The sequence below is a fragment of the Actinoallomurus purpureus genome (assembly GCF_024055795.1).
Lineage (GTDB): Bacteria > Actinomycetota > Actinomycetes > Streptosporangiales > Streptosporangiaceae > Actinoallomurus > Actinoallomurus purpureus.
The window spans coordinates 244,592-264,844 of the sequence record NZ_JAMXMY010000005.1; the positions used below are offsets into that span (position 1 = coordinate 244,592).

Consider the following 20,253-nt stretch of genomic DNA (forward strand, 5'->3'; position numbering starts at 1 on the left):
CCGTGGCCGCACGCAGCAAGGCACGCAGACGCGCCCTGGAGATCCTCTACGAGGCCGAGGTGCGCGGTGACTCGCCGATCGAGGTCCTCGACCGGCGCACCCGGGATTCCGAGCAGCGGCTCGCCGAGCAGGACTTCGTCGAGCGGCTCGTCGAGGGAGTGGCATCGCGCCGCGAGCGCATCGACGAGCTGATCGCGACGTACGCCGTCGGCTGGACCCTCGACCGGATGCCCATGGTCGACCGCAACATCCTGCGCCTGGGCGCGTTCGAGCTGCTGTGGAGCGACGACGTCCCCGACGGCGTGGCGGTCAGCGAGGCGGTGGCCCTGGCGACCGAGCTGTCCACCGACGAGTCGCCGCGGTTCGTCAACGGCCTGCTGTCGCGGCTGCTGGAGCTGAAACCGTCGTTGTCCCTGTAGAGGTCTAGTGTGGGCGCAGGAGCCGGGAGGGGGCAGCCGTGACCGATCGTCCGCGATCGCGGTCGATGCGCACCGCCGTCGTGTGGGAGATCCTGCGCGACGTCCTCGACGAGACCGCCAAGGAGTCGGGGCGTGACCGCCTCGACGTCCTCGACGCGGGCGGCGGCACGGGCGGGTTCGCCGTGCCGCTCGCCGAGCTCGGGCACCGGGTGACGGTGGTCGACGCCAGCCCGGACGCCCTCGCCGGCCTCGAGCGCCGCGCGGCCGAGGCCGGTGTCACGGTCCGTGCCGTGCAGGGCGACGCCGACGGCCTGCTCGACGTCGTCGGGCCCGACAGCGCCGACCTCGTCATCTGCCACAGCGTGCTGGAGTACGTCGACGACCCGGCCACGGCGCTGGCCGCCGTCGCCCGCACCGTACGGCCCGGCGGAGCGGTCAGCGTGCTGGCCGCCAACCAGGTCGCCGCGGTGCTCCACCGGGCGCTCGCCGGGCACTTCGAGGACGCCCGCCGGGTGCTGTCCAGCGCGCAGGGCCACTGGGGGGACCGCGATCCGGTTCCGCGCCGGTTCACCTCCGGGATGCTGGCCGAGCTGATCGAGGCCGCTGGTCTGCGGGCGGGGCCGGTGCACGGGGTCCGGGTGTTCTCCGACCTCGTGCCCAGCGGCATCATCGACGGTGAGCGGGGGGCCGCCGACGAGCTCGTCGCCCTGGAGCGCGCGGTCTCCATGCACCCCGTCCTGAAGGACGTCGCCACCCAGCTCCACGCCCTGGCTTATCGACGATGAGCGACCGGTGAGCAGGAAGCAGCAACTGCACCGTCCCGGGCCGCCGCCCGGGCCGCCCGGGGACGACACCGGGTGCACGGTCCTGCACGTGGACATGGACGCCTTCTTCGTGAGCGTCGAGCTGCTCGAGCAGCCGGAGCTGCGCGGCCGTCCTGTGGTCGTCGGCGGAGCCGGGCCGCGGGGCGTCGTGGCCGCCGCGTCGTACGAGGTGCGGGCCTTCGGGGTGCACTCGGCGATGCCGATGAGCCGGGCCCGGCGGCTGTGCCCGCAGGCGGTGGTGCTGCCGCCGCGTCACGACAAGTACGCCGCCGTGTCGGCGGGGGTGATGGAGATCTTCCGTTCGATCACGCCGTCCGTGGAGCCGCTCGCGCTCGACGAGGCGTTCCTCGACGTCGCCGGGGCGCTGCGCCGCCTCGGCCGGCCCGCCGAGATCGGCCGGATGATCCGTGAGCAGGTGTCCGAGCAGCAGGGCATCACCTGCTCGGTCGGGATCGCGAGCACCAAGTTCGTGGCCAAGCTCGCGTCCACCCGGTGCAAACCGGACGGCCTGCTGGTCGTGCCCGCGGACAAGGTCGTCGACTTCCTGCATCCGCTGCCGGTCGCGGCGCTGTGGGGCGTGGGGGAGCGCACCGAGCGGATCCTCCAGCGCCTCGGTCTGCACACGGTCGGTGACCTGGCCGGCACCCCGATCGACACGCTCCGGCGCGAGATCGGTGAGGCGATGGGCCGCCATCTCCACGACCTGGCCTGGGGCCGGGACCCGCGGTCGGTGACGGCCGGCGTTCCGGACAAGAGCATCGGGGCGGAGGAGACCTTCGACCATGACATCGCCGACCCCGAGGCGATCCGGCGCGAGCTGCTACGGCTCTCCGACCGGGTGGGCGCGCGGCTGCGCGACAGCGGCCAGGCGGGCCGCACCGTGGCGGTCAAGCTCCGCAGGGCGGACTTCACCACCATCACCCGCGCCCGCACTCTCGGGGAGCCGACCGACCTGGCCCGCGACCTGTACGCCACCGCGTGCGCGCTGTACGAGGCGTCGGGGCTCGAGGGCGTTCCCCTGCGGCTGGTGGGCGTGCGGATGGAGAATCTCGCGCCCTCCGGCACGATGCCCCGGCAGCTCGCCCTGGGGGAGCCGGAGACCGGCTGGCGCCAGGCCGAGGCGGCCATGGACCGCGCCGCCCGCCGGTTCGGCGCGGGTGCCGTACGCCCCGCCGCGCTGGTCCGCGCGGACCGCGAGCGTGATAATCGCCACGGTCGGGAGACGCCGGATGACCACTGAGCCCAGTGTGATCACCGTGACTACCTGTAGTGACCAGGGGTGTTGACTTGACGATCCGTCTATCCCCAGTCGAACGTTTTCTTTCCCCCGGTCGTCATGCCTCGTATTCTGGGCATATCACCGATAGCCATGTCCCCGTCCGGCGTGGGATTCCCCCTCGCGGGGCTGTCTTTGGGAGGCGCCGTGCCGCTCTCTGACCACGAGCAGCGCATGCTCGACCAGATCGAGCGCGCGCTGTACGCCGAGGATCCGAAGTTCGCTTCGGCGGTCCGCTCGACCGATCCGCAGGTGCATTACAGGCGCAGGATCTGGAAGGCCGCGATCGGCTCCGCACTGGGCCTGTTCGTGGTGTTGGCAGGCGTCATCGTGAACACCATGCCGATCAGCATCGTGATCAGTGTGGCGGGCTTCCTGCTCATGGTCACCTGCTGTGCGTGGGGGCTGACCAGCTGGAAGCGGATGAACGGGGTCGCCGATCCGGCGCCGCGCAAGCGGTCGGGCAAGCGGTCGGGCAAGCGGTCGAAATCGGCCAAGAGCGGCGGGTTCATGGAGCGACTGGAAGAGCGCTGGCGCCGCCGCCACGGAGAGCTCTGAGCCCCCAGACCACCCACGTCACCGCCCGGCCGGCCGCCGGGCGGTGACGCGTTCGGGCCTCGAGCGGCGCGGAGGGCCGATTCCCTGGGCTGTCGGGTGACGCGCTCGGGCCCCGGACGGTGCTGAGGGCCGATTCCCTGGGCTGTCGGGTGAGGCTCTCGGGCCCCGGAGCGGCGCGGAGAGCCGACTCTCTGGGCCGTCGGGCACGGCGGCGGCCTGATCCGAGGAGCGACACCCCGACCGCCGCTCCCGGCCCGGTCATCACCCGGGGGAGTGGCGGCGCCGGCGGAGCGTGATGGAGTCCAGCCGGTCGAAGGCGTCGAGGATCCGGCCGCCCGCGTGACGCAGGAGGGCCGTCGCGGACGGCGGAAGCAGCCGGGCCCGCAACCGGCCGCGTCGCCCCGCCCCGGCGGCGATCGCGGCGCGGACCGAACGCGCGTCATCGCGCAGCCCCGTGGCGGGGCCGGGTGCCGGCGCGTACCTCGCGAGTTCCTCGGCCCGTACGAGCCGGGCCAGTGCCTCCGCGGTCGTCTTGTCGAGAGGCCGCGCCTCGGTGAGCCCGCGGCCCGCGGCCCGTGGGCTGTCACCCGCCCGCCAGGGCAGCCCGAAGTCCACTGCCGCCACCCTCAGCTCGTCCCATGCCGCGTGTGCGGCGTCGGCGTCGGAGGCCGGGCGGTTCCATCGGCGGACCCGCGCGAGGCGGTGCAGCGTCGCGGGCACCGCGAGCAGCACGGCGACGGCCAGCAGCGCCAGCAGCCAGCCGATCGGGACGGCCCCGTGGTGCGGCGGGGAGACTCCGGCCGCCCCGCCTCGGTCCAGCGGGTCGGTGCGGTGGCGTGGGGTCGACCCCGAGCCGGTGGCCGAGCGACCGCCGGGCGTCTGCGCCGTCGAGGGCAGACGGTTCGTGGACCCTCCGGTCGGAGCGCCGGGCAGCAACTGCGGGTTGGTGTAGTCCGGCAGTGTGGCGCTGCCCTGGCCGCCACCGCCCGCGGGGGTCGGTTCGAACCGCAGCCAGCCGATGCCGGCGAAGTACAGCTCGGGCCAGGCATGGGTGTCCTTGGTCCGCACGACCCAGCTTCCGTCCGGCTGCCGGGTGCCGGCGGTGTACCCCATGCCGACGCGCGCGGGGATGCCGACGATCCGGGCGAGCAGCGCCATCGACGCCGCGAACTGTTCGCAGTACCCGGTCCGGCTCGTGAACAGGAAGTCGCGGAGCGCCCCGACGTTACGCGGGGAGGGCGCGTCGAGGCTGTAGGTGAAGTTCCCGGGCCGGGTGAACCACTGCTGCAGCTTGACGGCCCGGTCGTACGGGGTCGACGCCGTCGCGGTCAGTTTGCGTGCCAGGGCGACGACGTCCTTCCCGACCGAGAGCGGGGGCGGAACGGCGAGGTAACGCGACGCGATGTCGGCGGGAACCGGGTCCGCGGCCTCCAGCTGCTGGTACGTGAGCGCCGGACGCAGGCTCGACACCGTGTAGGTCCGGCCGCCGGCCGACTCGTGCAGCGAGAAGATCATCAGTGAGGGGGCGTCCACCCGCCAGTCGCCCTTGATCGCCACCTTGGTCGGGGGGTAGGGCGTCGGCAGGACGCTCATGCCGCGCACGTGCGAGTCGACGGTGATCCTGGTGGTCGCCGGGCGGAGGAGAGCGGCGTCCAGGTTCAGGCCCGGCGCCGAGGGCAGGGTCTTGCCGTTGACGCGTGCGTTCTTGTCCCCGTGCATGGCGGAGTACGTCCATCCGTCCCCCTCGAACCGGTCCAGGGAGTACATCCGCAGATAGTCCGGGGACACGTCGTCGGAGGTGCGGTAGGTGAGGACGACGGCGTCGTCCGCCCGCACCAGCTGGCGTTTCAGGCTGACGAGCGGATCGGGGGTCGTGACCGTGGTGAGCCCGCCCTCGCCGGTGCCACCGGCGCCGGGCAGCCAGCGCGGGTGGATGTCGGGCATCGCGAGCGGGACGACGATCGCCAGGGCGACGGCGGTCAGCCCGATCCGCCGTCCAGTGACGGCGAGCGTGCTCGAGTCGGGGCGGTCGTGGAGGGAGCGCTCGGAGGTCCAGTGCCGGGTGAAGACGGGACGGCCCCAGCCGGAGAGGCGGTCACGGGCGTCGGCCACGAGGAGCGCGAGATATCCGGCCGCGCCCGGCAGGAAGACCAGCCAGCCCGCGCTCTCCTGCCGGAACCTCGCCGGCAGGGCGTACATCGCCAGCAGGGGCAGACCGGCGGGGGCGGCCCGGCGCAGGCGCACGGCCAGCAGATCGGCGACGAGCGCGACGAGTCCGATGCCGCCGGTGCTCAGCAACTCGACCCCCGGCAGCACGGGTACGGGCGGGGCGTAGCGGAACGAATCCTGCCAGCCGTCGGCGACCAGGTCCGTCAGGTAGGACATCGACCCGGGCGTGGGGACGATGAGGAGCAGCGCCTTGCCGGGCGCGAACAGCGCGGTCAGGTAGATCAGCAACGCCGCCGGGCCGATCGCGAGACAGGCCGGAAGGGGCAGGTGGAACCTCCGGGTGAGCAGGCCCGCCACGCCGACGGTGAGCACCGCGCCCAGTCCGCTGCCGAACCACGCCGCCGTCTTGAACAGCGGGTACAGCGCGATCGAGGCGAGCAGTGTCGCGGCGCAGGCCGCGATCGTGAGACGGATCCTCATGGCGCCTCCGCCCGCTCCGGCTCTCCACGTCGTCCCTCGACGTCGAGCCAGGCGGTACGCAGAGCGGCGGCCGAGGACACGGTGAGGACGCGCCATCCCGCCGTGCGCAGGATCCGGACGGTCGCGGGAGAAGTGCTCCCGTCCCCGACGATGATCACCGCGACGCACGCGGCGCTGCCGCGCCTGGCCCCGGCGACCTCGCGGGCGTCCTCCGGCGTGAGCCGTCCGAACACGCCCACGATCAGGCCGTCCCCCTTGTTCGCGGTCTCGCGCAGGGCCGCCAGGCCCGGCCGCAGCGACCGGCCGGTCGAGGTGCGGACGACCGCGAGCAGATCGAGGAGCGCCCCCTCGAACGTCGCCGACGGGGCGAGCGTCACGCCGTCATCCGTGACGTACCGCAGGCCGAGTCCCTCACGGCCGAGCTGGAGCCCGATGGAGGCGGCCGCGGAGACCGCCTGCTCGAACGAGCCGCCGGGCCCGTCGCCCCAGTGCGCCGTCCGCCGGGTGTCGAGGAAGAGGGTTCCGCTGGTCTGCCACTGCTGCTCCTCGCGGCGCACCATCAGCTCGCCGCGGCGCGCCGTCGACCGCCAGTGCACACGCCTCAGATCGTCGCCGTGCCGGTACTCGCGCGGCGCCACGTCGTCCTCTCCCGCGCCGGCCACCATCCGGGACCGGCTCTCGCCACCTCCCGTCCACGCGCCCGCCGGCCGCCCCGGGGGGAGGGGCACGATCGGCGGGGTGACGGTGACGACGTCCGCGGCCGAGAACGACCGAGCCAGCTCCACCAGGCCGAACGGGTCCGCGAGGCGTACGGTGAGCGGGCCGACGCGATAGCGGCCACGGACGTCCGCGCGTACCCGGTAGGCCATCTCCCGGGCGCCGTTCGGCTCGATCCGGTCGATGACGAAACGCGCCCGGCCTCCGAGCGTGTACGGCACCTGGTCCTCGATGAGAAGGATGCCGGTGGGCAGCCGGGAGACGTTCTCCAGCAGAACGTTCACCTGTGCCTCGCGCCCGGCGGGGAAGCGGGCGGGGCTCGTCCGGCGCGAACAGGTCAGCCGGTAGCGGGTCCGCGAGACCACGAGCACGCACAGCAGCGGCAGGGCCAGGACCAGTAGCCCGGCGCGGAGGAGGTCGCGCTCGCCCAGGAGGAAGGAGCACACGATCGCGGTGATCCCCGCCGCGATGAACGAACGGCCCCGGGTCGTCAGCGCGCTGAGCGTCCTGGCCATGTCAGCGCCGGTGATCGGGAATCGCGACGCGCTCGACCAGCTCGGCGACGACCTGTTCGGGAGTCCGGCGCTCGACCTGCGCCTCGGCCGTCGGCAGCAGCCGGTGCGCCAGCACGGGCACGGCGAGACGCTGCAGGTCGTCGGGGAGGACGTACTCCCGGTCGTCCAGGGCCGCGTAGGCGCGGGCGGCGCGGACCAGCTGGAGCGTGGCGCGCGGCGAGGCGCCCAGGCGCAGCTCGGGATGTTCCCGCGTGGCGGTGACGAGGGCGATGGCGTACGCGCGCAGCGCGGTCGCGACGTGCACCTCGCGCACGACCTCGATCATCGACCGTACGTCGCCGGCGTGCGCGACGGGCTGCAGCCGGTCCAGCGGGGACGGCCCGCCGTGCACGTCGAGCATCTCCAGTTCCGCGCTCGGCTCCGGATAGCCCATCGCGATCCGGGCGGTGAACCGGTCGCGTTGCGCCTCCGGGAGCGGATAGGTCCCCTCCATCTCCACCGGGTTCTGCGTGGCGATGACCATGAAGGGGGCGTCCAGCGGGTAGGTGTGGCCGTCGACCGTGACCTGGCGCTCCTCCATGCACTCCAGCAGCGCGGACTGCGTCTTCGGCGACGCCCGGTTGATCTCGTCGCCCACCACGATGTTCGCGAACACCGGGCCCGGCTTGAACTCGAACTCCCGGCGTTCCTGGTTGTAGGCGCTGACCCCGGTGATGTCGCTCGGCAGCAGGTCCGGGGTGAACTGCACGCGCCGCACCGAGCAGTCGATCGACTTGGCGAGCGCCTTGGCCAGCATCGTCTTGCCGACACCGGGGACGTCCTCGATGAGCAGGTGGCCCTCGGAGAGAAGGACGGTCAGCGCGAGGCGTACGACGTCGGGCTTGCCCTCGATGACGGACTCGATGGCTCCGAGGATCTTGGTCGAGATCTGGGCCAGTCCGTCCAGTCCCCGGCCGATGTCGCCGTGCGTGCTTACTGCCACTAACCCCTCCTCGGACCACCCGAACGGCGTGCGCGGCACGCGGCCCTCTCCACCGCCCGTGGATGGTCACTCCACCCGATATATCGTTCTGTTACAGGTCATACCTGATCCATGTCGTACTGACAGTACGTCGTCGGGCCCTTCCCCGGCGATGTCTTGGCGGCAGCGGAAGGCCCGTTCGCGGGGATGTTCGGCCGCTGTGGAGCGGTCCGCGCTCCACCGGTGACGGGCAGTGATCTTTCTGGCTCCTCCACTTCTCCCCACCGCCCTTCCCCGGTCCCGCGCCCGGGGCCGTCCGGGTGCCGTCACCGACGCGCCGGGCGGCTCTGACGGCCCCTTCGGCGCCCCACGGCGACGCCCTCTTCTGACCTGGCCAGACGCGCGGCGAGATGCCGTTTGACCGGTGTTTTGGTCGTTGACCGTGGGGGAGAGTGGAGTACAGTGGGGCGCCGTGGGGGATGGTGCAACGCCCCCCGCGAAGCGGGAGGTGGGGGCCGATGTTCCTCGGCACTCACTCACCGCGCCTCGACGACAAGGGACGACTGTTCCTGCCGGCGAAGTACCGCGAGGAGCTGTCAGGGGGATTGGTGATCACGAAGGGCCAGGAACGCTGCCTCTACGTCTTCCCCGAGGCCGAGTTCCAGCGCATCACCGAGGCGCTTCGCACCGCACCGGTCACCGCCAAGGCAGTGCGGGACTACAGCCGGGTCTTCTTCGCCAGCGCCTCAGACGAGGTCCCCGACAAGCAGGGCCGGATCACCATTCCGCAGGCGCTGCGGCGCTATGCGGGCCTGACCCGCGACTGCGCCGTCATCGGGGCCAACACGCGCTTGGAGATCTGGGACGCCATCGCGTGGGAGACCTACCTGGCCGACCAGGAACAGCAGTTCTCCGATCTGTCGGAGGAGGTGCTGCCCGGGATTCTCTGACGCACCATCGCCGGTGATCGGATTCGTTCGGCGAGGTCTCCACCCGCTCCCAGCTGGCGCACCTTCCCCGGTGCCAGATGGCCGTTGCACGATTCTCTTCCTCACGGAGCAGCGGATGGGGACCTGGCCGGGCGAAATCCCGACGGGGGCCGGCGTTAAGCCATTGAGCGGTGAGCCGCCGAGCAGGAGGGGTGGCGTCTTCCACGGGGCAGACGGCCACACCGGCCGCCTCAATCGTTCCTGATCGATTTTCTCTCTCAGGGGTGACGGGCGACAGCGAGCGCGGTGTCAGCGCTGTCCGCGAGCAGTGGCGTCCTGAGGGGGATTTCATGCACGGCGACGATGAGCGCGAGGAGGGCTCGCGCGCGCAGGGCCATGTGCCGGTCATGCTCGACCGGATCCTGGCACTGCTAGCCCCGGCCCTGTCGGTGCCCTCCGATGAGGACGCGATCTACGTCGACGCCACCCTCGGCCTGGCCGGGCACGCCATCGCCGTGCTGGCCGCGCACCCGCGGGCACGGCTCATCGGGCTCGACCGTGACACCACCGCGCTCGAGCGGTCCCAAAGCCGGCTGGAGCCGTACACCGGCCGATTCACGCTCGTGCACGCCGTCTACGACGAGATCCCGGGCGTCCTGGACGACCTGGGCGTCGCCCGGGTGCACGCCGTCCTGTTCGACCTGGGCGTCTCGTCCCCCCAGCTCGACGAGGCCGAGCGCGGCTTCGCCTACTCCTACGACGCGCCGCTCGACATGCGGATGGACCGCACCCAGCGGCTCACCGCCGAAGAGGTGGTCAACACCTATTCGGTCGCAGACCTGACGCGCATCCTGCGCGACTACGGCGAGGAGCGGTTCGCACGGCGCGTCGCCGAGGCGATCGTCCGTGAGCGGGGGCGCGCCCCGCTCACGTCGACGGCACGCCTCGTCGACGTGGTCCGCGGGGCCATCCCCGCCGCCTCGCGCCGTACGGGAGGCCATCCGGGCAAGCGCACGTTCCAGGCGCTGCGGATGGAGGTGAACGGCGAGCTCGCCGCGTTGGAGCGCGCGATGCCCGCCGCCCTCGACGCCCTCGCCGTCGGCGGGCGCATCGCCGTCCTGTCCTACCACTCGCTGGAGGACCGGATCGTCAAGCGCGCGCTGGCCGCGCGCACCACCGACACGACACCACCGGACCTTCCGGTGCCGCTGCCGGAGCTGCAGCCCCGGTTCCGCCTCCTCACCCGAGGCGGGGAGCAGGCGTCCGACGAGGAGACCACGACCAACCCGCGGGCCGCCTCGGCACGGCTGCGTGCCGCCGAGCGGATCCGGGAGGAGCGACGTCCGCGAGGCATCGGCGCGATGCCCCTCGGTGAAGAGCCGCCGAGCGGGCGGAGTGGAGCAGGAGGCATCGCATGACCATCACGACTCCGCCGGAGACCCGGCGGCGCCGCCTCCGGCGCGACGACGCGCCCACACGGGCGGGCGATGCCGGGAAGAAGAGTACGGCCGCCCCTCCGCGGGACGAGCGCACCGCGGCCAAGGCGCCGTCGAAGGACACTTCGGCGAAGGCGGCGAAGGCGGCGAAGGAGGCCAAGGACGCGGTGACCGGCGGGCGCGGTTCCCGGAAGAGGACGGCCGCCACCGGCACCGCCGAGCGCGGCGGGTCGCGGGCCGGCCGGGCCGGCGACGCCGCGCGGGCGACCCCGGTCGCCACCACGGCGACGACGCGGAAGGCCGCCTCGGCGAAGACGAAGACCAAGACGAAGACCAAGACGAAGGCGAAGGCGAAGGCCACGCCGCCCGGTGGGCGCGGCAAGGCGAAGACCGAGGAGACCGGGAGGACGAAGACCGAGGCCGCGCGGACGAGGGCGAAGACCACGGCGTCATCGACGGGCACGCGCGCGACGACGGGCCGGGCCGCGGCGGGCGCCAAGGCGGCAGGGAAGGCCCGCACGGCGGCGAAGGCCGCCGGAGCGCGGACGACGACCACGATGGCGACGACCGGGACGACGACGCGGCGCCCCGCCGGCACCACCGCCGCGACGCGGCCGCCGCGACAGGCGCCCCGGCGGCCCGCGCCGCCGCGCGCCCGCGCGCCGTTCGTCCTGCTCATCGTCGGACTGCTCGGCGGAGCGCTGGTCAGCCTCCTGCTGCTCAACACCGTCCTGGCGCAGGACGCCTTCACGCTCAGCGAGCTGCAGCGCGACAACCGGCAACTGGCCGAGCGCAAGGACGCTCTCCAGGCCGACATCGCCCGGGAGAGCGACCCGGAGGTCCTCCACCAGAAGGCCCGCAGCCTCGGCATGGTCGACTCGCAGGGGCCGGCCTTCATCGACCCGCGCACCGGGAAGGTGACCGAAGGCGGCGTCCGGCCGCAGGGCGTGTCCGACGAGGCCGTGGCCGCCGCCGCGGCCGGAGCCGTCACGGGTGCGCCCGGCGCGCTCGTTCCGCCGGCGGGCGGCACGACTCCGCGGCAGAACACCACCGCCCCGCGGCAGAACACCACCGCTCCGGGGCAGAAGGCCACCACGGGGCGGGGGAGCACCGCGCCGCACGCGAAGACGGCGGCTCCGCGGCAGGGAGGCGGCACGCGGTGACCGCCCGGCGCGGCCGCGGGCCGGCCGCACCCTCCCCGCCCGGAGGCCCGCGCCGCGCGAGCGGCCCGGGCCAGGTGGGTCGTGGTCAGAACGGCCGTGGCCAGGCATCCTCCGCGCGTTCGGGCAGCCGGGGGGCCGGCGGTGCCAAGCAGGCCGCCCGGCGCGTTCGAGGCGGCCGTCAGCCGGCCGCGCGGCCGCCACGGGCAATTCTGAGGCGCCGCATCGTCCGCCGCGACCCGATCAAGCGGCTGAACGTCGGCCTGCTGCTCGTGGCGTTCGTGCTGTCGCTGTTCGCCGGGCGCCTCGTCCAGCTGCAGGGGCTGGAGTCCAAGGGATACGCCGAGGCGGCCGTGCGCCAGCGGCTGAGCCGGATCGACCTGCCGGCGGTCCGCGGTGACATCACCTTCGCCCAGGGACAGCGGCTCGCGATGACGGTCGACGCCCGGGTGATCTACGCCGACCCCACGCTGATCCAGCAGTACGAGCAGAAGAACAGGACGAACATCCGGAACAAGATCGCGACGACGCTCGCGTCGATGTTCGGCCTGAACCCGGCGACACTGCTGCAGAAGTTGGCCCCCCGATCGAAGATGGACCACTACCGGGAGCTCATCCACCACGTCGAGCCGGACAAGGCCCGCATGGTGACCGCGATGGACTTCACCGGCATCGGCACGCTGCAGGAGTACCGCCGGATCTACCCGGGCGGCTCGCTGGCCGCCAACGTCGCCGGCTTCGTCAACGCCGAGGGCGACGGCGGCGCGGGTCTGGAGTCCAGCATGAACAAGCTGCTGAAGGGGCGCAGCGGCTGGCAGAAGGTGGAGGTCAGCGAGAAGGGCCAGCGCATCCCCATGGGCGAGGACCAGCAGAGCAAGCCGGTCCCGGGCAAGGGGCTGCGGCTGACCCTCGACCAGGACATCCAGTGGAAGGCGCAGGAGGCCATCGCCCGGCAGGTCAAGGCGACCAAGGCGCAGAGCGGCACCGCGATCGTCATGGACCCGCGGTCGGGGCAGATCCTCGCCATGGCCACGGCGCCGACCTTCGACCCGTCCGCGTACTGGAAGTCGACGGACTGGGGCGACCGGGCGATCGACGAGGGCTTCGAGCCGGGCAGCACCAGCAAGGTGGTCACGGCGGCGGCGGCGCTGGAGGTCGGCCACGTCACCCCCGACACCGTGTTCACCGTGCCGGACCACATCACGAAGTTCGACCGGACGTTCCACGACTCCGAGCGGCACTCCACGGAGCGCCTCACCTTCGGCGGCGTCCTCGCCAAATCCAGTAACGTCGGCACCATCATGGCCAGCGACAAGCTGACACCGACGCAGCTCTACCAGTACATGCGGGCCTTCGGCTACGCCGAGAAGACCGGCGTCGGCCTGCCGGGTGAGAGTCGCGGACTGCTCAAGCCGCCGAACCAGTGGTGGGGCACCGACCGCTACTCGATCGCGTTCGGGCAGTCGGTGTCGGTGAACGCCCTGCAGGTCGCCAGCGTCTACGCCACGATCGCCGACCACGGGGTCCGCGTGACCCCCAACCTGATCGCCGGCACCACCGACGACCACGGCAACCTGACGCCCGCGGCCAAGCCGGCCCAGCGCCGGGTCATCAGCAGCACCACCGCCGCCGAGCTCACCAAGATGCTCGAAGGAGTCACCACCAAGGAGGGCACCGCGCCCGCCGCGCAGATCCCCGGCTACCGCGTCGCGGGCAAGACCGGCACCGCCCAGCGGGTGAACCCCAACGGCCGCGGGTACGAGGGCGGTGGCTACACCTCGACCTTCGTCGGCTTCGCACCGGCGGACGCCCCGCAGCTCGTCGTCGAGGTCGTGCTGCAGAAGCCGCAGAACGGCTACTACGGTGGACAGGTGGCGGCTCCCGTGTTCAAGGACGTGATGAGCTTCGCGCTGCAGAGCCGGCGCGTCCCGCCGAGCTCGGGCCGGCCACAGAAGATCCGTATCTCCCCAGACCACGGCTGACCAGCGGTACCCTCTCCGCCGTGTCCAACAGACCCGATCCCGATCTCATGCGACCCAAGACCGTTCCCGCCCGCCCGCTGTCCGGGCTCATCTCCCTCCTCGGCCTGAGCGAGGGGAGCGAGCCGGTGCGGGGCATGGTGACCGGCGTCACGCACGACTCCCGGAAGGTCCTGCCGGGTGACCTGTACGCCGCGCTGCCGGGCAGCCGCTTCCACGGCGCCGTGTTCGCGGGGCAGGCCGCCGAGGCGGGAGCCACCGGGATCCTCACCGACCGTGAGGGCCGCATCCGGGCCGAGAAGTCGGGGCTGCCGGTGCTCGTCGTGGACGACCCTCGCGCGGTGCTCGGCCGGGTGGCGTCATGGGTGTACGGCGACCCGGTGCGCGACCTGATCGTGCTGGGCGTCACCGGCACGAGCGGCAAGTCGACGACGACGTTCCTGCTGGAGGCGGGGCTGCGGGCCGCCGGTCACGAGACGGGCCTGGTCGGCGGGATCGAGATCCGCGTCGGCGGCGAGGTGCTGCCGAGCGCGCTGACCACGCCGGAGGCGACCGACCTGCACGGCCTGTTCGCGCTGATGCGCGAGCGCGGCGTGACCGCGGCGGCCATGGAGGTCTCCAGCCACGCCCTGGACTTCGGCCGGGTGGGCGGCGCGTTCTACGAGGTCGCCGTGTTCACGAACCTCTCGCAGGACCACCTCGACCACCACCCGACCATGGAGGACTACTTCGCCGCGAAGGCGCGGCTGTTCACCCCGGAGTACAGCCGGATCGGCGTCGTCAACGTGGACGACTCCTGGGGACGGCGGCTCGACCACGTCGCGAGGATCCCGGTGACGACGTTCTCCGCGGCCGGCGACCCGGGCGCGGACTGGCGAGCGGTGGACGTGCGGCTGCGGCCGGACGGCAGCGACTTCCGGGTGGTGGGCCCGGGCGGGGTGGAGGCCGAGGCGCGGGTGCCGCTGCCCGGCCCGTTCAACGTCGCCAACGCGCTGGGCGCCATCGTCGCGCTGGTCGAGTCGGGGATCGCCCTGCAGACCGCGGTGCACGGCGTCGCCGGTCTGCCCGGGGTGCCGGGGCGGCTGGAGCGCGTCGACGAGGGCCAGGAGTTCGTCGCCCTGGTCGACTACGCGCACAAGCCCGGGGCCGTCCAGGCCGTCCTGGAGACGCTACGGCCGCTCGTGGCCGACGCGGAGGAGGGCCCTGGGCGGCTGATCGTCGTCCTCGGCTGCGGCGGCGACCGCGACACCGGAAAACGCCCCGTCATGGGGGAACTCGCCGCGCGCCTCGCCGATGTCGCCGTCTTCACCGACGACAATCCGCGCTCCGAGGACCCCTGGGCCATCCTCACCGCTATGGTCGGGGGGGTACTCACCGTGCCGGAGAGCGAACGGGCGCATGTGATCGTGGAGCCCGACCGGGCGGCGGCGATCGCCCTCGCGGCCGGCCGGGCCCGGCGCGGCGACGTCGTCGTCATCGCCGGCAAAGGTCATGAACAGGGGCAGTATGTCGGCGGTGCGGTCCTCCCGTTCGACGATCGGGAGGTCATGCGGCGCGTCCTGCGTGTCCTGCGCGAACGCCGGGAGCGACCCGATGACCGCTGAGCGCGCGCGGCGCCGCGTGCCCGCGCAACGACGGACCACTCGGACTTCCGGCAAGGAGCAGACTTGATCCCACTCTCCCTCGCGAGGATCGCGGAGATCACCCGGGGCAGGATGGACGGTGCCACCCCTGAGACGGTCGTGAGCGGACCCGTCGTGATCGACTCGCGGCAGGCCGAGCCCGGCGCGCTGTTCGTCGCGTTGCGGGGTGAGCGTGCGGACGGGCACGACTTCGCCGCCCGGGCGGTCGACGCCGGTGCGGCGGCCGTACTCGCCGAGCGTCCCGTCGGGGTGCCCGCGATCGTCGTCGACGACGTCCTGACCGCCCTGAGCGCGCTGGCCCGCGCGGTGGTGGACCGGCTGCCCGAGACGACCGTGATCGGCGTCACCGGGTCGGCGGGCAAGACCTCGACCAAGGACCTCCTCGCCCGGCTCACCGGCCGGCTCGGACCGGCCGTCGCGCCTCCGGGCTCGTACAACAACGAGATCGGCCACCCCCTCACCGTCCTGCGCGCCGACGAGAGCACCCGCTACCTCGTCCTGGAGATGGGCGCCCGGGGAATCGGGCACATCGCCCACCTCGCGCGTGTGGCGTCCCCCGACATCGGCGTCGTGCTGAACGTCGGCAGCGCCCACATCGGGGAGTTCGGCAGCCGCGAGGTCGTCGCCAAGGCCAAGGGCGAGCTGGTGGAGTCGCTGTCCCCCCAGGGTGTGGCCGTCCTCAACGCCGACGACCCCCTCGTCCGGGCCATGGCGGCGCGCACCTCGGCGCGGATCACGCTGTTCGGGCGCGTGCCGGAGGCGGACGTGCGCGCCGCGGACGAGTCACTCGACGACGAGGGACGCCCGCGCTTCACCCTGGTCACCCCCGGGGGCTCGGCCGAGGTCGCGCTCCGCCTGTACGGCGCGCACACGGTGAGCAACGCGCTGGCCGCCGCCGCGGTCGCCCACGAGCTCGGCATGCCGGTCGCCGACATCGCCGAGGCGCTGTCGGAGGCGACCCCCGCGAGCCGCTGGCGGATGGAGGTCACCGAGCGCCCCGACGGCGTGACCGTGATCAACGACGCGTACAACGCCAACCCCGAGTCGGTCCGGTCGGCGCTCGACACTCTCGCCCACATGGCCCGTGACCGGCGCGCCTTCGCCGTCCTCGGCGAAATGGCGGAGCTGGGTGCGGCGACGGTGAGTGAGCACGAGAAGATCGGTACCCACGCGGCGCGGGGCGGCCTAACGGGGCTGATCGCCATCGGCGAGACCGCCGCGTCCGTGCTGAAGGGTGCTGGACAAGTGGGGTCATGGACGGGAGAAGGCGTGCGGGTCGAGGATGCCGACGCGGCGGTGGCCGCGCTGGGCGAGAGACTACGGCCAGGTGACGTCGTGCTGGTGAAGGGCTCGCGCGTCGCCGGGCTGGAGAAGGTCGCCCAGGCAGTGCTGGAGATGCCCGAAGGGGGGCACCAGGCGTGAGGACCATCCTTGTCGCGTCGGCCCTCTCACTGATCATCGGACTGCTTGGCACGCCGGTGTGGATCCGCGTGGTCCGCCGTCTCGGGTACGGCCAGATGATCCGTGAGGAAGGGCCGGAGGCGCACCTCAGCAAGCGGGGCACGCCCACGATGGGCGGCACCGTCTTCATCGTCGCCGCGCTCATCGGCTACGGCGTCGCCCACGCGGTCACGGCCACGCCGCCCACGGTGTCCGGGCTGCTCGTGGTGCTGCTGATGACCGGTCTGGGCGTCGTCGGCTTCGTCGACGACTACATCAAGGTCTTCAAGCAGCGGAGCCTGGGCCTGCGCAGCGGCGCGAAGATGATCGGCATCATCGTCGTCGGCGTCGTGTTCGCGTTGTTGTCCCTCCGGTTCCCGAACGCCTACGGGGCCACCCCGGCCAACCCGCACCTGTCGTTCCTGCGCGACTTCGGCCCGTCGATCGGCCCGTACCTCTTCGTGATCTGGGCGCTGATCATGATCGCGGGCACGTCGAACGCCGTGAACCTCACCGACGGCCTCGACGGCCTCGCGGGCGGCGCGGTCGGCACGGTGCTCGGGGCGTACGTCCTGATCGGCAACTGGCAGCTGCGCAACAGCTGCTTCTACGTCGCACTGGCACCGACCTGTTACACGGTCCGCGACCCGCTCGACCTGGCCGTCGTCGCCTCCGCGGTGCTCGGCGCCCTGGTCGGCTTCCTGTGGTGGAACGCCCCGCCCGCCCGCATCTTCATGGGCGACACGGGCTCGCTCGGCCTGGGCGGCGTGATCGTCGGCCTCGCCGTGATGACCCGGACCGAACTGCTGTTCATCATCCTCGGCGGCCTGCCGGTCCTCATCACACTGTCGGTGATCATCCAGGTCGGGTCGTTCAAGTTGACGCGGAAACGCGTCTTCAAGATGGCGCCGCTGCAGCACCACTTCGAGCTGTCGGGCTGGGCCGAGACGACGATCGTGGTGCGGTTCTGGCTGATCTCGCTACTGTGCGTGGCGGCGGGCCTCTCGCTGTTCTACCTCGAATGGATGCCGAACTGATGACGGTCACCTGGAGCGGCTTGCGCGTGTGCGTCGCGGGCGCCGGCCTGTCCGGCCGCGCCGCCGCCCGTGTGCTGGCCGCCCGCGGCGCGGACGTCACCCTCGTCGACGCGCGTGACGACGAGACGCTGCTCGCCAAGGCCGCCGTGCCGGGCGTCACGGTGCGCCTGGGCGACGGTGACACCCTGCCGCCGGGGACCGAGCTGGTCGTCACCTCGCCCGGCTGGCGTCCCACGGCGCCGCTGCCGGTGACCGCCGCTCAGGCCGGCGTCGAGGTCATCGGCGAGGTCGAGCTCGCCTGGCGGCTGCGCGGGCCGGACGCACCGCCCTGGCTGGCCATCACCGGCACCGACGGCAAGACCACCGTCGTGCGGATGCTGGCCCGGATGCTGGAGGCCGCCGGGCACCGGACGATCGCGGTCGGCAACGTCGGCACCCCCATCGTCGAGGTGGTCGCCGGCGGCGACGGAGCGGGCCCGGAGCCGTACGACGTGCTGGCCGTGGAGCTGTCCAGCTTCCAGCTGCACTGGTCGAGCTCGATCCGGCCGCTCGCCGCGACCGTCCTCAACATCGCCGCCGACCATCTCGACTGGCACGGTTCGCTCGACGCGTACGCCGCCGCCAAGGGCAAGATCTTCGCGCCTGGCACGCTCGCCGTGGTCAACGCCGACGACGAGTGGTCCGTGCGCCTCGGGGAGGGCGCCGAGCGCTCCGTCGGTTTCACGCTCGGCGTGCCCAGCCCCGGCCGGCTCGGCGTCGTCGAGGAACTCCTCGTGGACCGGGCGTTCACCGGCGACCCGGTACGCGAGGCGGCCGAGCTGGCCGAGCTCTCCGACGTCCGGCCGTTCGCGCCGCACAACGTCGCCAACGCCCTCGCCGCCGCGGCGCTGGCCCGCGCGTACGGCGTGCCGCCGGAGGCGGTCCGCGAGGGCCTGCACCGGTTCCGGCCCGATCCGCACCGCATCGAGCACATCGCGACCGTCGGCGACGTCGACTACATCAACGATTCCAAGGCCACCAACCCCCACGCGGCGGCCGCGTCCCTGGCGGCGTTCCGCTCCATCGTGTGGATCGCCGGCGGACTCCTCAAGGGCGCCGACGTGGACGACCTCGTGCGCTCGTGCGCCGACCGGCTGCGCGGTGTGGTCCTCATGGGCACCGACCGGGGGCGGATCGCCGAGGCACTCGCGCGACACGCCCCGGATGTCCCGGTCGTCGACGTCGCCGACACCGACACTGGTGCCATGGACCGCGTCGTGACCGAGGCCGCCGGACTCGCCCGGCCCGGGGACACCGTGCTGCTCGCCCCGGTGGGGGCCTCGATGGACATGTTCGCCGGCTATCCGGCACGCGGTGAGGCGTTCGCCGCGGCCGTGGGGCGGCTCGCCGGGTGAGTCCCGCGTTTCCGCGTGCCGCATGAGGAGGGGGAGCCGACCGTGAGCGTGGCCTACGTCGACGAGGAGGATCAGCGGTCGGGGCCGCGCGCCTGGGCGTCCGGCGTGGCCGGCCTGCTCGACCGCCCGCTCACCTCCTACTACCTCGTCCTCGGCAGCTCGCTCCTCCTGCTGGCGCTCGGCATGGTCATGGTGCTGTCGGCCTCGAGCGTCCGTCAGTACCAGAACACCGGGTCGGCGTTCACGCTGTTCGAGAAGCAGGCCCTGTGGGTCGGCATCGGCCTGCCGCTGATGTGGCTGGCCGCCCGGCTCCCGCCCAAGACGTTCCGCACGGTGGCCTACCCGCTGATGCTGCTGTCGGCGCTGGCCCTGGCCGTCGCGCTGACCCCCGGTCTCGGGCAGAGCGCGAACGGCGCGCAGCGCTGGATCAGCTTCGGCGGGCCGTTCCAGCTGCAGCCCTCCGAGCCGGCCAAGCTGGCGCTCGTGCTGTGGGGCGCCGACCTGCTGGCCCGCAAGGAGAAGCTGCGTCAGCTCACCGACTGGCGGCAGCTGCTGATCCCGCTCCTGCCGGGCGCCGGCGTCCTCGTGCTGTTCATCATGCTGGGCAGCGACCTCGGCACCACGGTCGTGCTGCTGACGATCTTCCTGTCGCTGCTGTGGGTCGTGGGCGCGCCGGGCCGCCTCTTCGTCGGCATGGCCGGCGTGACCAGCGTGCTGGTCGCCATCCTCATCGTCGTCGAGCCGTACCGCATGGCGCGGCTGACCGGCTTCCTCGACCCGTCCGGCAACCAGCTCGGCACCAACTACCAGGGCATCCAGGGGCTGTACGCCATCGCCTCGGGCGGGCTGCTCGGCACCGGGCTGGGCGAGGGCCGGGCCAAATGGAACTACCTGCCGCACCCCGAGACCGACTTCATCTTCGCCATCATCGGTGAGGAGCTCGGCCTGATCGGCACGCTCGTCGTCCTCGGCCTGTTCGGCGTGCTGGCGTACGCCGGCCTGCGGATCGCCCGGCGGGTCAAGGATCCGTTCATGCGGCTGGCCGCGGCGGGCGCGACCGCCTGGCTGATCGGCCAGGCCGTCATCAACATCGGCGCGGTGATCGGCGTCCTGCCGATTACCGGCATCCCGCTGCCTCTCGTGTCGTACGGTGGATCCGCCCTCATCCCGACCTTGTTCGTGCTGGGCATGCTGTTGTCGTTCGCGAAACGCGAGCCCGGCGCCCGGCAGGCCCTCGCCGCACGTGGTCCGGGACCGGCCGTGATGGCTCTAAGCTGGCTGGGCCTGGCAAAGCGCTGAGGGTGTTGCACCCGTGA

Annotated in this window: 16 protein-coding genes; 13 read left to right on the top strand and 3 right to left on the bottom strand. The window is 72.7% G+C overall.

Going from position 1 to position 20,253, the window contains the following annotated elements:
* Positions 1-2 precede the first annotated feature (2 nt).
* The 4 genes from nusB (at position 3) to NE236_RS12615 (ending at position 3,077) form a co-directional block, all read left to right on the top strand.
* On the top strand, positions 3-419 hold the full coding sequence (gene nusB, locus NE236_RS12600; protein WP_252842098.1) for a transcription antitermination factor NusB: 417 nt from the start codon (positions 3-5) through the stop codon (positions 417-419).
* Between the two features lie 38 nt (positions 420-457).
* Positions 458-1,204 (top strand): methyltransferase domain-containing protein, encoded by a 747-nt coding sequence (locus tag NE236_RS12605; RefSeq protein WP_308209085.1) that lies wholly within the window; start codon positions 458-460, stop codon positions 1,202-1,204.
* Positions 1,205-1,211: 7 nt separating this feature from the next.
* The gene (locus NE236_RS12610; RefSeq protein WP_252842099.1) at positions 1,212-2,483 is read left to right on the top strand and encodes a DNA polymerase IV; all 1,272 of its coding nucleotides are present in this window, start codon (positions 1,212-1,214) and stop codon (positions 2,481-2,483) included.
* Between the two features lie 183 nt (positions 2,484-2,666).
* Positions 2,667-3,077 (top strand): SCO2097 family morphological protein, encoded by a 411-nt coding sequence (locus NE236_RS12615; RefSeq protein WP_308209089.1) that lies wholly within the window; start codon positions 2,667-2,669, stop codon positions 3,075-3,077.
* Between the two features lie 261 nt (positions 3,078-3,338).
* On the opposite strand, the gene NE236_RS12620 is transcribed toward NE236_RS12615, so the two are convergent.
* From NE236_RS12620 to NE236_RS12630, 3 genes are read right to left on the bottom strand one after another with little or no spacing between them, the layout of a single operon-like run.
* Complete coding sequence (locus tag NE236_RS12620; RefSeq protein ID WP_252842101.1) at positions 3,339-5,726, bottom strand: transglutaminase TgpA family protein; 2,388 nt, start codon at positions 5,724-5,726, stop codon at positions 3,339-3,341.
* Entirely contained in the window at positions 5,723-6,958 is a 1,236-nt protein-coding gene (locus NE236_RS12625) for a DUF58 domain-containing protein (protein WP_252842102.1), read from the bottom strand. The genes NE236_RS12620 and NE236_RS12625 overlap by 4 nt, the downstream gene beginning before the upstream one ends.
* A 1-nt stretch (position 6,959) precedes the next feature.
* The gene (locus NE236_RS12630; protein WP_252842201.1) at positions 6,960-7,916 is read right to left on the bottom strand and encodes an AAA family ATPase; all 957 of its coding nucleotides are present in this window, start codon (positions 7,914-7,916) and stop codon (positions 6,960-6,962) included.
* Positions 7,917-8,437: 521 nt separating this feature from the next.
* Between NE236_RS12630 and mraZ the strand changes: the two genes are divergently transcribed.
* The 9 genes from mraZ to ftsW all read left to right on the top strand — a co-directional run bounded on the left by mraZ (position 8,438) and on the right by ftsW (position 20,236).
* Positions 8,438-8,869 (top strand): division/cell wall cluster transcriptional repressor MraZ, encoded by a 432-nt coding sequence (gene mraZ / locus NE236_RS12635; protein ID WP_252842103.1) that lies wholly within the window; start codon positions 8,438-8,440, stop codon positions 8,867-8,869.
* 329 nt (positions 8,870-9,198) lie between these two features.
* On the top strand, positions 9,199-10,266 hold the full coding sequence (rsmH, locus tag NE236_RS12640; RefSeq protein WP_252842104.1) for a 16S rRNA (cytosine(1402)-N(4))-methyltransferase RsmH: 1,068 nt from the start codon (positions 9,199-9,201) through the stop codon (positions 10,264-10,266).
* Entirely contained in the window at positions 10,263-11,447 is a 1,185-nt protein-coding gene (gene ftsL, locus NE236_RS12645) for a cell division protein FtsL (RefSeq protein WP_252842105.1), read from the top strand. Before rsmH ends, ftsL begins: the two co-directional genes overlap by 4 nt.
* Positions 11,448-11,668: 221 nt before the next feature.
* Positions 11,669-13,426, top strand: a complete 1,758-nt coding sequence (locus NE236_RS12650) for a peptidoglycan D,D-transpeptidase FtsI family protein (protein ID WP_504915077.1) — start codon at positions 11,669-11,671, stop codon at positions 13,424-13,426.
* Between the two features lie 47 nt (positions 13,427-13,473).
* The gene (locus tag NE236_RS12655) at positions 13,474-15,027 is read left to right on the top strand and encodes a UDP-N-acetylmuramoyl-L-alanyl-D-glutamate--2,6-diaminopimelate ligase (protein ID WP_252842202.1); all 1,554 of its coding nucleotides are present in this window, start codon (positions 13,474-13,476) and stop codon (positions 15,025-15,027) included.
* 63 nt (positions 15,028-15,090) lie between these two features.
* Complete coding sequence (locus tag NE236_RS12660) at positions 15,091-16,488, top strand: UDP-N-acetylmuramoyl-tripeptide--D-alanyl-D-alanine ligase (protein WP_252842107.1); 1,398 nt, start codon at positions 15,091-15,093, stop codon at positions 16,486-16,488.
* Positions 16,485-17,543 carry a phospho-N-acetylmuramoyl-pentapeptide-transferase gene (mraY, locus tag NE236_RS12665; RefSeq protein ID WP_252842108.1) on the top strand — a complete coding sequence of 353 codons (1,059 nt, stop codon included), beginning with the start codon at positions 16,485-16,487 and terminating at the stop codon, positions 17,541-17,543. The genes NE236_RS12660 and mraY overlap by 4 nt, the downstream gene beginning before the upstream one ends.
* Positions 17,528-18,937, top strand: coding sequence for a UDP-N-acetylmuramoyl-L-alanine--D-glutamate ligase (gene murD, locus NE236_RS12670; RefSeq protein ID WP_252842109.1), 1,410 nt, complete (start codon positions 17,528-17,530; stop codon positions 18,935-18,937). Before mraY ends, murD begins: the two co-directional genes overlap by 16 nt.
* 48 nt (positions 18,938-18,985) lie before the next feature.
* Positions 18,986-20,236 carry a putative lipid II flippase FtsW gene (gene ftsW / locus NE236_RS12675; protein WP_372494329.1) on the top strand — a complete coding sequence of 417 codons (1,251 nt, stop codon included), beginning with the start codon at positions 18,986-18,988 and terminating at the stop codon, positions 20,234-20,236.
* Positions 20,237-20,253 lie beyond the last annotated feature (17 nt).